The sequence below is a fragment of the Corynebacterium sp. HMSC064E08 genome, from assembly GCF_001811805.1.
Taxonomy (GTDB): Bacteria; Actinomycetota; Actinomycetes; order Mycobacteriales; family Mycobacteriaceae; genus Corynebacterium; species Corynebacterium jeikeium_D.
In genome coordinates, this window is sequence record NZ_KV806692.1 from 148876 (window position 1) to 161656 (window position 12781).

Annotated in this window: 10 protein-coding genes; 5 read left to right on the plus strand and 5 right to left on the minus strand. The window is 56.9% G+C overall.

All coding sequences use genetic code 11. From position 1 onward, the window contains the following. Positions 1-94 precede the first annotated feature (94 nt). The 3 genes from HMPREF2820_RS01385 to HMPREF2820_RS01395 are packed head-to-tail and all read left to right on the plus strand — an operon-like array spanning position 95 to position 2016. A complete protein-coding gene (locus HMPREF2820_RS01385; protein ID WP_016421574.1) occupies positions 95-688 on the plus strand; it encodes a hypothetical protein in 594 nt (197 codons plus the stop codon). A 45-nt stretch (positions 689-733) separates the two neighbouring features. Further along, complete coding sequence (locus HMPREF2820_RS01390) at positions 734-1408, plus strand: hypothetical protein (RefSeq protein WP_070595699.1); 675 nt, start codon at positions 734-736, stop codon at positions 1406-1408. Positions 1409-1416: 8 nt separating this feature from the next. Next, the gene (locus tag HMPREF2820_RS01395) at positions 1417-2016 is read left to right on the plus strand and encodes a hypothetical protein (protein WP_005511781.1); all 600 of its coding nucleotides are present in this window, start codon (positions 1417-1419) and stop codon (positions 2014-2016) included. A 140-nt stretch (positions 2017-2156) separates the two neighbouring features. Here HMPREF2820_RS01395 and HMPREF2820_RS01400 read toward each other — a convergent pair whose 3' ends face one another. From HMPREF2820_RS01400 to HMPREF2820_RS01410, 3 genes are all read right to left on the minus strand, one after another. Continuing rightward, a complete protein-coding gene (locus HMPREF2820_RS01400) occupies positions 2157-2810 on the minus strand; it encodes a response regulator transcription factor (protein ID WP_016421571.1) in 654 nt (217 codons plus the stop codon). Between the two features lie 133 nt (positions 2811-2943). Beyond that, entirely contained in the window at positions 2944-4050 is a 1107-nt protein-coding gene (locus HMPREF2820_RS01405; protein ID WP_222865240.1) for a histidine kinase, read from the minus strand. 263 nt (positions 4051-4313) lie between these two features. Then, positions 4314-7700: a heterodisulfide reductase-related iron-sulfur binding cluster gene (locus tag HMPREF2820_RS01410; RefSeq protein ID WP_070602399.1), complete on the minus strand. Its 3387-nt coding sequence runs from the start codon at positions 7698-7700 to the stop codon at positions 4314-4316. Positions 7701-8488: 788 nt separating this feature from the next. On the opposite strand from HMPREF2820_RS01410, the gene HMPREF2820_RS01415 reads away from it, so the two are divergent. Continuing rightward, entirely contained in the window at positions 8489-9097 is a 609-nt protein-coding gene (locus HMPREF2820_RS01415; protein WP_049189446.1) for a YdcF family protein, read from the plus strand. Positions 9098-9103: 6 nt separating this feature from the next. Here HMPREF2820_RS01415 and HMPREF2820_RS01420 read toward each other — a convergent pair whose 3' ends face one another. After that, positions 9104-9880, minus strand: a complete 777-nt coding sequence (locus HMPREF2820_RS01420) for an enoyl-CoA hydratase (protein ID WP_070602401.1) — start codon at positions 9878-9880, stop codon at positions 9104-9106. Between the two features lie 381 nt (positions 9881-10261). Here HMPREF2820_RS01420 and HMPREF2820_RS01425 point away from each other — a divergent pair, with 381 nt between their 5' ends. Continuing rightward, positions 10262-11320, plus strand: a complete 1059-nt coding sequence (locus HMPREF2820_RS01425) for a chymotrypsin family serine protease (protein WP_016421566.1) — start codon at positions 10262-10264, stop codon at positions 11318-11320. 223 nt (positions 11321-11543) lie between these two features. Here the strand turns inward: HMPREF2820_RS01425 and HMPREF2820_RS01430 are convergent, their stop codons facing one another. Then, on the minus strand, positions 11544-12275 hold the full coding sequence (locus HMPREF2820_RS01430; RefSeq protein ID WP_070602403.1) for a YcnI family protein: 732 nt from the start codon (positions 12273-12275) through the stop codon (positions 11544-11546). Positions 12276-12781: the final 506 nt, after the last annotated feature.

The following is a 12781-nucleotide window of genomic DNA, read 5'->3' on the forward strand; positions in this document are numbered from 1 at the left end:
CCATTACAAAACGCTGAATTTCGACTTACCTTTGCAGGTGTCAGTTCAAGTATTTCCTTACGAGTTGCTCGTCACATCCTGAAAGGATTTCGCCGTGAAGAAGACCCTGCTCTCCGGCTCCATTGCAGCCCTGGTTACCATGTCCTCGCTGGCTGTCGCCCCGATGGCCGAAGCTGCCCCAGCCCCTACCCCGGGCACTGTCGGTGGCACCTGCTCCGTTGAAGGCCAGTCCGGCCAGTCCCTGAAGATCACCGGCTCGAAGTTCGAGGTCGAAGGTACTGCGACTGTCGCTAACTACGGCGACACCGACCTGCCGCTGACTCAGACCCTGAAGGAAGGCAAGACCAAGTCCTGGAACGTCGGCGGTTCGGTCGACTTTGATCTGCTCAAGCTCTTCCACGTCACCTTCAGTGCCGGCTACCAGTCCACTCAGACCTGGGAAGTTGGCCAGACCCTCGGCCCGTACCCAGTCAAGCCTGGCTACACCGGTGTTCTGGAGTATGGCTTCCTGAACCAGTCCTTCGAAGGCACTCACCTGACCTGTAAGGGCGGAAAGTGGATCGACGCAGGTCGTCCGTACTGGGGCACCATCCCGAAGGAGCGTCACATTCGCGTTTCCATGCGCGCCAACGAAGCTGATCGCTCCGTCGACGGTGCTGCTCCGCAGGTCAAGGAGTACGCCGTTTAAGGCGGCCAGAGCCCCTAAAGCCTCGAAGTAGAAGGAAGTTTCTCCATGTTGAGCGTGAAAAAGAAGGCCCTGGCCTGCGCGGTGATGGGTGCAAGTCTTCTTGCGCCAGGCATCGTTGGACAGGTCGCGGCGACCCCGCTGACCCAGACCCCTGACCAAGATGAGCACCACACCGGTTTCACCAACACGGATAAGTGTGACCCGGTCAAGGATGCCAAGCGTCACCCCTGGGAGCAGTGGATTACCGACGAATGGGACCGCTACAACGGCACTAACTCATTCACCAACCGCACTGACCGCCCTATTCAGTACACCCTCGAGGTGACAGAGGGAGTCAACGAGTCTGTGAAGGCCATGAGCTCCGGAAATATGTGGGACGTGTTCCTCCACGGGGTGAAGAACAAGTACGGCATCGTCGAGGTCAGTCAGTGGTCGGTTGGCGACAAGCTGGGCCCGGTGACCGTCAACCCCGGTGAGACTGTTCGCGCAGACTACGGCGTGCACATGAAGTCCTTCATTGGCCGTGTTCGCACCTGTGACCAGAAGACCGGCCTGTGGCGCGGTGAGCCCTACTTCGGTGAGTACAACGGCAAGGGGCCGTCGACTCGCTTCGTGGTCTGGCACAAGACCACCAAGGAGGGCGAGCACCGTCAGCAGTGGGCGCCTGTCAGCGGTAACTCCGGTGACGGCGGCCCGGCATCCGCCACGATTAACGACTAGGAGCAGTTATGAAAAAGCGTGTTGTCGCCATGTGCTTGACGACGGTCTTTGCGCTCGGACTCGGTGCTCCGACAGCGGTGGCCGCCCCGAATCCAGGAGCCGGTGAACCGTTCGCGCCGGAGGAGTGGGTACCAGTGCCCAAGCCGGCGGCAGTTGACCGCGGTCCGGCACCGGGAACCACTTGTGAAGCTCCGGGTTCGGTGGCTGAGTTCGTGGAAATCACCGGCTCTCGCTACGACGTTGAGGGCGTTGTCTCTACGAAGAATGACATCGGTGATGAGCCGATTCCGCTGACGCAGACCATCAAGGAGTCCAAGACCAAGAAGTGGTGGACCAATATCTCTGTCAGCGTGAAGGTCAGTAAGGAGCTCAACCGCAAGTACTCCTGGGAATACTCCCGAGAGATGGTTTGGAGCCTCGGGCAGAAGATCGGACCATACGAAGTGCGCAAGGGTGAAACTGGTCGTCTGAGCTGGGGATTCCTGGTTGACGAGTTCGCCGGACAGACAGTTCGCTGCAACGCCAACTCGAAGACGTGGGAGCCAATTGGGCGCAGCTACTTCGGTGTGGCTCCGCGCGAGCGACATGTCGAGGTGACCATCCAGTAGTTACACAGTTCTCTCTCCACACTCAGCACGGGTAAAAGGGGCATATTCACGAAAGCGAATATGCCCCTTTTTGCTATCTATCTCGGGCTTGCAAAGGCTCGATTCAGAGCCGCTACCCGGCCAAATCTCAGAGCCTCTGGTTATTCTGCGGCAGCGGATGCCGGCGGGTGGAAGCCCGCATCTATTGCTTTCAGCGCCAGGTCCAGGCGAGAGGTAGCTCCAAACTTATTGAACATGCTGGAGAGGTGCTTCTTGATAGTGCCCGGCGACTTGCCGAGTTCCTTGGCGATGTCGTGGTTTGACTTACCGCGGCAGATTAGGCCGAGAACCTCTCGCTCGGCTTGAGTGATCTTGTACGAGGAAATGTTGCGGGACGGCAGAGTTTTAATCAGCCGAGTCGCAGAAATCGGCGAGATGACGGTGCCACCCTGGAAGACATCTTCAACGGTGCCAATGACAGATTCCGGGCGGGCAGTTTTGAGAATGTAGCCATTTCCGCCGAGACTCAAGATTTTCAGCATTGTTTCATCGGTATCAAATGAGGTGATAGCGATGAATTTCGGTGGATTCTCCACCTTCTTAATGCGCTCAAGTAGCTCAACGCCGTCCATGTTGGGCATATGAATATCGGTCAAAACTACGTCAACGCCACCACGGGCAATAATGTTGAGAGCCTCGTGGCCATCGCTGGCTTCATCGACCACGGTGATATGCGGTGCCTTCTTGAAATAGGTTCGCAGCGTCGAGAGTACAAGTGGGTCGTCATCGACAATGAGAACCTTAATGTCAGACATCCGCGAACCTTTCATAGAAGTTATAAAAACCGAACAATATCTGTCATCGTGTGATATTACTACGCTAACCAGGACTTTTCGAGAGATATCTTCGTCACAGGCGGCTACTGCACCAATCTTACGCTAGCGTAACCTACTGGTTGGTAGGTGGCATGTGGAGTTTGCAATTCCACACATTTCCTTCTCGTTCTGACGTGATGGAACCGTCCCACGGTCGCACTCGCCGATGCAGTGAGGAAAGCCCCAAACCGCTCGAGAGCATCGCCCGCGGCAGAAAATGCGGTAGCGCCTTCGATATCTGATTGCTGATGTCGAGCGTGAAGCCATCTTCCTCGTTGCTCAGCGCCAGAATGTGAACGTTCGTTTGCGGTTCGCCGTACTTCTGAATGTTCGTGCAGAACTCCGACAGCGCCGGCGAGATAACCTCTGAAATCTGCGTCAAAGAGGGCTCGGTTTCAATCTTCGTGGCCAGCGAAACGTTAAACCCAGCTTCCTGCAGTTCATCCTTGGCCTGTTGAAGCACCCTGCTCATGCTGGGGACTCGCTCATCCTGGCCGATAGCGGAGGTCAAAGAACTCTCGTCGTCAGCTGATTTCAGCAATGAAAGCAACTGGCGAAGCTGTAGCAGGCCTTCTCGGGAGGTCTCTGCGATGTCCTCCAGGGATTCTTCAAGTTTTTCATCGGTCCCTTCTCGCTCGATGGCGAGCGCCTGCGCCAGCATGGTTACGCGAGTAAAGGACTTGGCAGTGGAGTCGTGCAGTACGGTCGCCAACTCAAGGCGTTGCTCTTCCAGAGCGCGGTTAGATTCAATCGTTGCCCGCCGGCGTTGTTCTTTGTAGCGACTGCGCATCATGCCGATGGCGTAGGCAATTACAAAAAGCAGTGTTGTCACAAAGGTCGCGACATGGTCACGTGCGAAAGTACTTGTGTTGACGTCGTAGTTTGAGATCACCAACAAGAGCAACGCAGTGATCCTCGCCGGCATCTTGTTGTTGTTAGCACGCATCACTTCCACGATGAGAAGCGCGCAGAAAATCTGCATTGGAGCCTGCTCTGTGGGAAGGAAAGTCAATGCCAAGAAATTCGCTGGGACAACCACCATGGCAAAAAGTGGCAGATAGGTCGCCACTGCAACAAGAATGACCTGAAGGCCACCGATAATGGTCGGCAACAACAGATCAGAGTTGCTCTCGCGGAAAATTAGCGCATCGAGAGCCGTGAGAACCAGCGCAATGACCATCTCCACTGACCCCGGAGTCCTCAGAAAGTCCCTTATCTGTGACAGCGATTTCTTAATCACTACGCCAAGACCTCTTTCCACACCACAACGCGGTCATCTCTAACGGGATGCAGTAATCAATATGCAGTAATCAATATATTGTCAGTGCGGTTGAGAGTGCCATTTGCATGATTAATGCCGTGGCGCAGGGATCGTCGTAAAGCACAAAAAATCCGCCCGGGAAGAATAACCTCTCGGGCGGATTCCTGCTTACTTAGCGAGCGCTACTTACGTCGCGCCGATCCTGGCAGCGGAACTCCGTGCTGGTTGCGCGGAAGGTTCTTAGCGCTTGCCGACGGCGCCTGCGTCTCCTCGGCTGGGGTCTCAGTGGCCTGCTCGGTGGAGGTGGCATCTTCCGCCGACTGCTGTTCGGTAACCTCTGGTTGCGCCGGAGCCTGCTCTGCCTCTGGCTGAGCAGGAGCCTCCTGAGCTTCGGTTTCCTCTGCTGCCGGGGCAGGGGTGCTAGCGACTGGCTTGGCCTTGCGTGCGCCACCCGGGATTGGAGCGCCCTTGCGTGCGCCGCCCGGAACCGGAGCACCGGATGCGGTCTTCGGCTGCTCAGCTGCTGGCTGCTCGGACTCGGTGGCCGCTACTTCAGCAGCGGCTTCCTCGGCGGGAGCGGTTTTCTCGGCCTTCGGCTTCGCGGCCGGAGCTGCCTTCTTAGCGCCACCCGGAACCGGAGCGCCCTTGCGTGCGCCACCCGGAATCGGAGCGCCCTTCGTTGCCTTCGGAGCCTCAGTCGGAGCTTCGGTTTCTGCAGCTGCTGGCTCTGCCTGCGCGGCCGGTTTAGCGGCCTTGGCGCCGCCCGGAACTGGAGCGCCCTTCTTGGCGCCGCCTGGAACCGGGGCACCGCCCTTGGCACCGCCTGGCTTCGGAGCGCCGCCCGGAGCTGGAGCACCCTTCTTGGCACCGCCTGGGGTCGGGGCGCCGCCCTTTGCACCACCTGGAACCGGTGCGCCGGCCTTGGCACCGCCTGGCTTCGGAGCGCCACCCGGAGCAGGAGCACCCTTCTTGGCGCCACCCGGAGTTGGTGCGCCGGCCTTGGCACCGCCTGGCTTTGGAGCACCGCCTGGAGCTGGAGCGCCCTTCTTGGCGCCACCTGGGGTCGGTGCGCCGCCCTTGGCGCCACCCGGCTTCGGAGCACCACCCGGCTTCGGAGCACCACCCGGCTTCGGAGCACCACCCTTGGCAGCAGCGCCTGCAGCAGCACCAGCAGCTGCGGCACCAGCGCCGGCAGCGGAAGCCTTCTCTGCCTTCTTCTTCTCGGCAGCCTCAGCCTTCTTGCGCTTAGCTTCCTCTTCCTCGAGGCGCTGACGCTCTTCCTCTTCAGCCTTCTTTGGATCGACCCAGCCACGCTCCGGCTGCTCAATCCACTCCGGTTCGCGTGCCTGCGGCAGCTCGCCGTCGACCTTCACGGAGTCGCGGAGCATCTGGGCGATGTCCAGGACCTCCGGCTTCTTCTCGTCGTCCTCGATGACGTTGTTGACGCCATCGTTCATCATCGTCTTACAGAACGGGCAGCCGATGGCAATTGCCTCAGCGCCGGTTCCGACAGCCTCTTCGGTGCGGTTTACGTTGATGCGCTGACCGATGGTCTCTTCCATCCACATGCGAGCGCCACCAGCACCACAGCAGAAGCCGGTGTTCTTATTACGAGGCATTTCGACGAGGTTGGCGCCGGACGCGCCAATCAGCTCACGCGGAGCCTCGAATACCTTGTTGTGGCGGCCCAGGAAGCATGGGTCGTGGTAGGTGACCTGGCGGCCCTGACCCGAAGCAACCGGCTGCAGGCGGTTAGCACGAACCAGCTTGTTCAGCAGCTGGGTGTGGTGGACAACTTCGTACTGTCCACCCAGCTCCGGGTACTCGTTCTTGAAGGTGTTGAAGCAGTGCGCACAGGTGACGACAATCTTGCGCTGCTTCGGCGGCACACCGTCGAAGACCTCGTCGAGCTGCTCGATGTTCTGCTCAGCCAACATCTGGAAGAGGAATTCGTTACCAGCACGGCGAGCGGAGTCGCCAGTACAACCCTCGGCCTGGGAGAGCACAGCGTACTTCACACCTGCGGTGTAAAGCATCTCTGCAACAGCCTTGGTGGTCTTCTTCGCATTGTCGTCGTAAGCACCGGCACAACCGACCCAGAACAGGTACTCGGTATCGTCGAAGCTCTCGACATCCTCGCCCCAAATCGGGACAACGACGCCTTCCTTGCGGACCTCATTGATCCAGTCGGCGCGAGTGGAAGCGTTCTGGCCCCACGGGTTGCCCTTGGTCTCAAGGTTCTTGAACAGGCCAGCCAGCTCGGTCGGGAAGTCCGACTCCACCAGGACCTGGTAGCGACGCATATCAACGATGTGGTCGATGTGCTCAATGTCAACCGGGCACTGCTCAACACAGGCACCACAGTTGGTGCAGGACCACAGAACGTCCTGGTCGATGATGCCCTCGTCGCCGTCGCCAACCAGCGGCTTGGTCAGGAGTGCTGCGCCAGCACCTTCGCCCTCGCGAGCGGTTTCGATGGTCTCGCCAGCCAACAGGTACGGGGCAGAAGCGTAAGCGTGGTCACGCAGCTGGTTAACCAGCAGCTTCGGGGACAGCGGCTTGGAAGTGTTCCATGCCGGGCACTGCTCCTGGCAGCGACCACACTCGGTGCAGGAGGTGAAGTCCAGCAGAGCCTTCCAGGAGTGGTCGGTGACTACGCCGGTGCCCATGGAGTCAACCTCCGGGTCAGCCTCTTCCAGGTTCAGGATTTCGCCGTTAGAGGTCATCGGCTTAGCCCCAGCGAGGGCGTTGTAGCCGTCAGCGTTGCGCTTGAGCAGGATGTTGGCGAACGCCAGGAAGCGGTGCCATGCGACACCCCAAGTTAGGTTGCGGCCAACAACGAAGAGCCAGACCATACCGGACAGCAGCTTAATCAGCGCGAAGATGGACACCATGACTTCGGAGGCCGGCAGAATCTGTGCGATACCACCGGTGACGAAGTTCGCCCAGGTCCAGACCTCGGCGCCAGTGTGACCGTGGTCGCCGTAGGTAGCCAGCTTGGCAGCCTTGACGAACATCATGCCCAGGCCCTCGATGAGGACGACGGCCTCAACGAAGTAGGCAGCCTTGGCGTTGGATCCGTAGAAGCGGCTCAGACGCTCCTTGCCCAGGTTGGTCTGGCGGACGAGAATCAGTGCCAGGATGCCCAGGGTGGTGCCCAGGCCGAGCAGTTCGTCGATGAAGTGCCAGGCGGTCAGATTCCTGAGGATTGGCCAACCACCGGCTGGCCAGAAGGTCTGAATGTACGCCTCGAACCACACTAGGGAACCGAGGAGGAAGCCCACCATGACGAACCAGTGAGCCACAGCAACGCCGGGCTTCTTGGCCATCTTGGTGTGACCGACGATCTCTCGGATCATGGTCCAAATACGGGTTCCCCATTCACCGGTGTGACCGTACGTCTTTTGGCCCACCATGATGGTCTTCACCATATGGGTGAATCCCTTAATAAAGATGAACCAGCAGGGCAGGGACAACAGGACGCCAATAACGCCGACTGCGACGGTGAATCCGGTAGATTCCGGAATCGCCGTGTCAGCCGTCGCCGCGGCGAGGTTGAGCACGCTCATAATGTTCCTTCTAGGCTGGCTCAGCCAGGGTGATGGCTGAGTGAAAATAGTTCTCTTGTGAGTTCTATCACGAGCCGCGGACGCTTACCTAACTAATGTGCAAAATAGTGCTGAATTCATCGATACACGGTGTAACCAGCGGTTATTTGACGAATTACGCAAAAAAATCGTTGTTTTATTCGAGAGGGGTTCGAGGGGGTTGACGCCTTCGCTTGACGACGGCGCGCGGCACTTTCGTCGTCACGCATTTGTAGGCGGAAGTGGCGGCGGAGTTGCGTGTATGTAGTTGTCGAGTGTTGTCGATTCGATGTTTTGCGGACGCATTGTGGGGGTAGTGCTGGAGTGCAGGGGTGGGGCTGTGTTGCGAGGTGGAGAAGATGTTCGGTGGCGTGTTGATTTTTGAAGATTGACTGAAGCGGACATCTATTCACATGCGTTACATCCTTAACTTAAATAACAATAGTGACTTCTGTACCTGTGTTTTGGTGGATAATTTGCTATTGGATCCCGGGATTTGCTGGCAGTTAACGAAAAAGTCATTAAATGTAACTCACTTTTATGAATCCCAAGTGGATTTAAAAGCCTCTACGTCCGCAATTTACCTGGTAGGCGGCGTGCTATTTTGGTGGCGAAGAGAGTGCCTGGCCACCCCCGCGTAATTCTTATGTAGGTGCCATTTTGTGTAGCGCCTAGTATTAGCGGCGTGATACTGCGGATTTATCCGCCTGATTCTAAATGGCATGTGGGGTATGGATTTTTCCGTGCCACTTTTCTTGAGAGGGACTTTAATGGCGCGATCTTTCCGTGCAATCGCTATGGCTGGAGCTGGCCTTATTCTTACTGCGAGTGCGGTCTTTGGCTCGGGCGCAGTGGCAAACGCCAATCCGGTCAGTGCAGTCGCAGTCAAGGCGTTCAATAGCTCGCTTGCGACTCCAGTGGTGGTTTCCCCGGTCGGACGTGCAGCTGCGGAGACTGCGTTACTTGATCCTCAGGTGCCGATTATTGTGCTCGGGGCCCGTCTCAATCCCGACTGCAGTGCTCCTGCTGTGTTGACGTCCCGATTGGAAACTGCACGTTCGCTGGCGCTGCGTCATCCGCTTAACCCGGTCGTCGTCACGGGTGGTCGTACTCGGCCGGGCTGCCAGACTGAGGCTGAGTACATGCGTGATGCGCTTGCATCTATGGGAGTGTGGAAGCGACGAATCACGATGGAAACAAACTCAGACTCCACCGTTGAAAACGCGGCAGGCACTGCATACCTTGCAGGATCGGGAGCCCGTGGCGTTCGTGCTGCTGTCATTGTGACTTCTCCAACGCACACACCGCGTGCACGAGACACCTATGCTGCCGCCGACAACTCGGCTCTGTGGCTGGCAGTCCCGTCGACTGTGAACTAGCAGTTTCTAGGAATTGGTGAAGTTTGCCTCGCGCTTTTCAGTGAAAGCGGCCATGCCTTCCTTCTGGTCATTGGAGGAGAACAGGGAGTGGAAGGTGCGACGCTCAAAGAGCAGTCCCTGCGACAGCGTCATTTCGTAGGCCTGGTTGATCTGTTCCTTAATCTGGGTAGTGGCAACCAGAGACTTCGACGCAATGGTGTCGGCGACTTTCAGGGCCTCGTCGAGAAGCGCGTCCGGCTCGACGACGCGGGCGACCAGACCTGCGCACTCAGCTTCCTCGGCACCCATCATGCGGCCGGTGAGGCACATCTCCATTGCCTTAGCCTTGCCGATTGCGCGGGTGAGACGCTGCGAGCCGCCCATGCCCGGAGAGATGCCGAGGTTGACCTCAGGCTGACCGAACTTGGCCTTAGCGCCAGCGATGATGAAGTCCGCCATCATAGCGACCTCGCAGCCACCGCCCAGGGCGTAGCCGTTGACGGCGGCGATAACTGGAGTGCGGACGGAAGTCAGAACATCCCAACGTGCGAACCAGTCAGAGACATACATCTCGGTGCCGGACTTGTCCGCCATCTCCTTAATGTCCGCACCTGCGGCAAACGCCTTCTCGGAGCCGGTGATGATAATCGCGCCGATTCCCGAGTCGTTGTCGAAAGCGGTGGCTGCTGCGCCGATCTCTTCCATGGTCTTGTGGTTCAGGGCGTTCAGTGCCTTCGGGCGGTTCAGGGTGATAATGCCGACGCGACCTCGGGTTTCGGTAAGGATGTTGGTGTACTCGGACATATTCGTGTCTCCAAAGCGGTAATAGAAATCAGGTTGTAAGCGAGGTTACCCGTGGGGCCGGATTTGGGTGGGGCTTTACGACGATTACATCGGTGCTTTCCTGGATGGGAAAGCGACGGCAGGGTAGGTCAGTGTGATCGGGAATCTGTGTTTGTGGCGTTTTGTGGCCGGAGCTGGGCTAACGACGTTATAAGAAAGTGCCGAAAACTTATTCACCTTTTGATGCCGAATGGAAGGTTTCTTCTTATACTTACGACGAAGCTAGCAGTCCAATCGCGACAAAAGCTCATCAAATGACCGAAAACCTACGTAAAAGTTTGCACTCGCGGGCATATGTGGGTCCATCGATCGAAATGACTTAAGCGTCACAGGAGTATTGATATGAATCCGGAAATGGAGACACGCTCGCTTACATCATCGAGTGTCGGTTTGGTTACCGAGGGAAGCGGTAAGAGGGGCAAGTCATTCAAGCGACGAGTTTGGGCTTCCACAATCGCGGCTTTGCTGGCAGTGGGGTTGAGTGCATGCGATGCAGATTCTTTGAAAAACGCTATGGGGGTCGGAGAAAGTTCTTCAACATCAACTTCGCAGGAAGAAAGTGCAGGGCAGTCTCAGGGGGATGACAGCCAATCTTCGACTAGTGCGCCCAGTTCGGGGATGGAAAAACCCGATGATAGTTCCGATAAATCGGACACCGGTTCAGCGGAATCGGGCACCGATGTTGAGGGAATGGGTGATGGTTCGACCAAACTGGAGCCTAGTAATCCAGAGAATGAGAAAATCTACCGCAATAGTCAAGGATGGGAGTTCCTCGAAAACTCAGCGCTTATTGCGCCGGGAGCTCGTTTTCTTGTGAAGGGGGCTGGTGATTCGACTTCATCCTGTTCCTTTGCGTGGTGGGTGTACAACAAGGATGAACCCCAGCGGCACTACATCACAAGTGCTGGGCACTGCGGGAATAAGGGAGACAGCGTATACGTAGAGGATGAAAAAGGGAAGTTCTATAAAGTCGGACAATTTGTCTGGAGGTCGTTTGACCTGGAGGCTAAGAACAACCCGACAGATCATGCATTGATTGAGTTGACTGTTAACCCTAAGAATGTTTACGGCACTCCCATGCTTAAGGGGGCGGAGTTAGCTGGCTGGGCAAGTCCTCAATGGCTCGAGCAAGAACAACCTCGCGTTTGCCGTCTTGGGTACCGTAGTGGGCTTTCATGTGGCCCCTACAAAGAGACTGTGGGGAGTTACATGTTCGGATTCGGAAATATTTCGGACCATGGCGATTCTGGCGGGGCAGTTTGGGCTGTGGATCCAGAAGACCCAAACCGGATTTATGCAGTGGGGATGACAAGTTACGGCTTCCCTCATGACGCAATTTCAAATGGTGCTGCAGCTCTATCTCCGTTGATTAAGCAGTTTAATTTGACCATTCTCCAGTGACTCGCGCGCTAGGTTGAGCTGCTCTTGATGGGTTGGACCGGAGGTCCGGCAGCTTTCTAGCGGAGGGTGTTTGGTCGCGGAATGACGAAAGGGTCTGGTTCCAATTAGCTATCGGAAACCAGACCCTTGAATCCTTATTCGCTTAGAAAACCGTTTCAAAACCTCAATGGTTCGTCCGTGCCGGGTAAAGGCGGGAAAACTGTTCAAGAAATGTCAAAGCGATTTAACCTCGCTTACGCAGTGAAATCACCAATGCGGCAATACCGGTCAGTGCGCCCACGAGGCCGAGTCCCAGGCCCCAGCCACCAAGCGTGCTGCTTGAGTCCTCGCTGGTAGTAGCTGCGGAATGCTCCACGTTGCCCGAGTGGTTATCGCCGTGCGCTGTCTCGCCGGTGCCATGACTGTGGCTGTGGTCGTGACCGTGGCTATGTTCATCGTCTGCCGACTTCTCAATCAGCTCCACGGTTGGAACCGGGTAATCGCTATCGTGGTCCTTTTCAGCCCAGTTCATCGAACCCTTTTCACAGGTTTGCAGCGTCGGCACCTCAACCGTCGACGGCTTTGCATTATCAGCCACCTTCACGCTGAGCGTCAGAGAATCCTTCAGGTCCGACGGCAGTGGAGTCTTTGCGGTGTAGATGACCTTCTGCACCTTTTCATTCTCGCCAGAGCCGGTCGACTCCTTCGTGACATCCCAGTTCGCGTTCATGTTCGGCGTAACCTTTTCGAACTCCTCCGGGATGGTGAACTCGACCTTCGTCGTCGGCGAACCGTCGCAGCCATGGCCGACCCCGAAAGCCAGATCTGCGTAGCCGCCAATCGGGGCAGACGACGGGGTTGCATGCACATGTGCGGATGCAATGGCAGGGAAGGCGAGGGTTAGTGCGGCGCTTGCCGACGCTACTGCGAGCCCACGGAAAAAGGGGAAATGGTGTCGCTGTGCATTCTGAGGCACGAAAAACTCCTAAATAAGTGGGATGAATTCTTGGCTCAATCGCCCCGTAAATGGGGAGGATTTAGACATGTATTAGTGGAGCCGCCAGAGCTGATTCGGTGTCAGGCCATGGGGTAACAAGGACATGGCCTGTTGATGAGCCGGTGGCTGCAAAACACGTCAGGGGATTAGTCGGTTCGCTTTGCACGAAAGTTCCCAGGGCTAGTGCTAAGAAATTCCCGCTGGAGGCCGAAGACAGGATTTTGTATAGAAAATTGCGCTGTCGGCTACCGTGGGTGGCTTTAGCGCATAGTCTTGTAAAAATCTTCTATCGCGGTGACCTGCGGTGATGAAGGTTTTTCTAGAAAAGTTGAGTCGAGTGGGAATAACTTTGTCCCATAGTCCGTTGCACAGCATGACAAACATTGAGTCGGACACACTCAAGTTTGCTTGACAGATTTTCTACGGCAATGCAGACTTGAGCGCGTAAGACTTAAGGGCAATTCTTTTACTCTTTTAGAAAGGTG

What these genes read in the sequence shown, in the direction of transcription:
- HMPREF2820_RS01390 (WP_070595699.1), top strand. Translation starts at nt 734, where the DNA reads ATGTTGAGCGTGAAAAAGAAGGCCCTGGCCTGCGCGGTGATGGGTGCA.
- HMPREF2820_RS01395 (WP_005511781.1), top strand. Translation starts at nt 1,417, where the DNA reads ATGAAAAAGCGTGTTGTCGCCATGTGCTTGACGACGGTCTTTGCGCTC.
- HMPREF2820_RS01400 (WP_016421571.1), bottom strand. Translation starts at nt 2,810, where the DNA reads ATGTCTGACATTAAGGTTCTCATTGTCGATGACGACCCACTTGTACTC.
- HMPREF2820_RS01405 (WP_222865240.1), bottom strand. Translation starts at nt 4,050, where the DNA reads ATGGTCATTGCGCTGGTTCTCACGGCTCTCGATGCGCTAATTTTCCGC.
- HMPREF2820_RS01410 (WP_070602399.1), bottom strand. Translation starts at nt 7,700, where the DNA reads ATGAGCGTGCTCAACCTCGCCGCGGCGACGGCTGACACGGCGATTCCG.
- HMPREF2820_RS01415 (WP_049189446.1), top strand. Translation starts at nt 8,489, where the DNA reads ATGGCGCGATCTTTCCGTGCAATCGCTATGGCTGGAGCTGGCCTTATT.
- HMPREF2820_RS01420 (WP_070602401.1), bottom strand. Translation starts at nt 9,880, where the DNA reads ATGTCCGAGTACACCAACATCCTTACCGAAACCCGAGGTCGCGTCGGC.
- HMPREF2820_RS01425 (WP_016421566.1), top strand. Translation starts at nt 10,262, where the DNA reads ATGAATCCGGAAATGGAGACACGCTCGCTTACATCATCGAGTGTCGGT.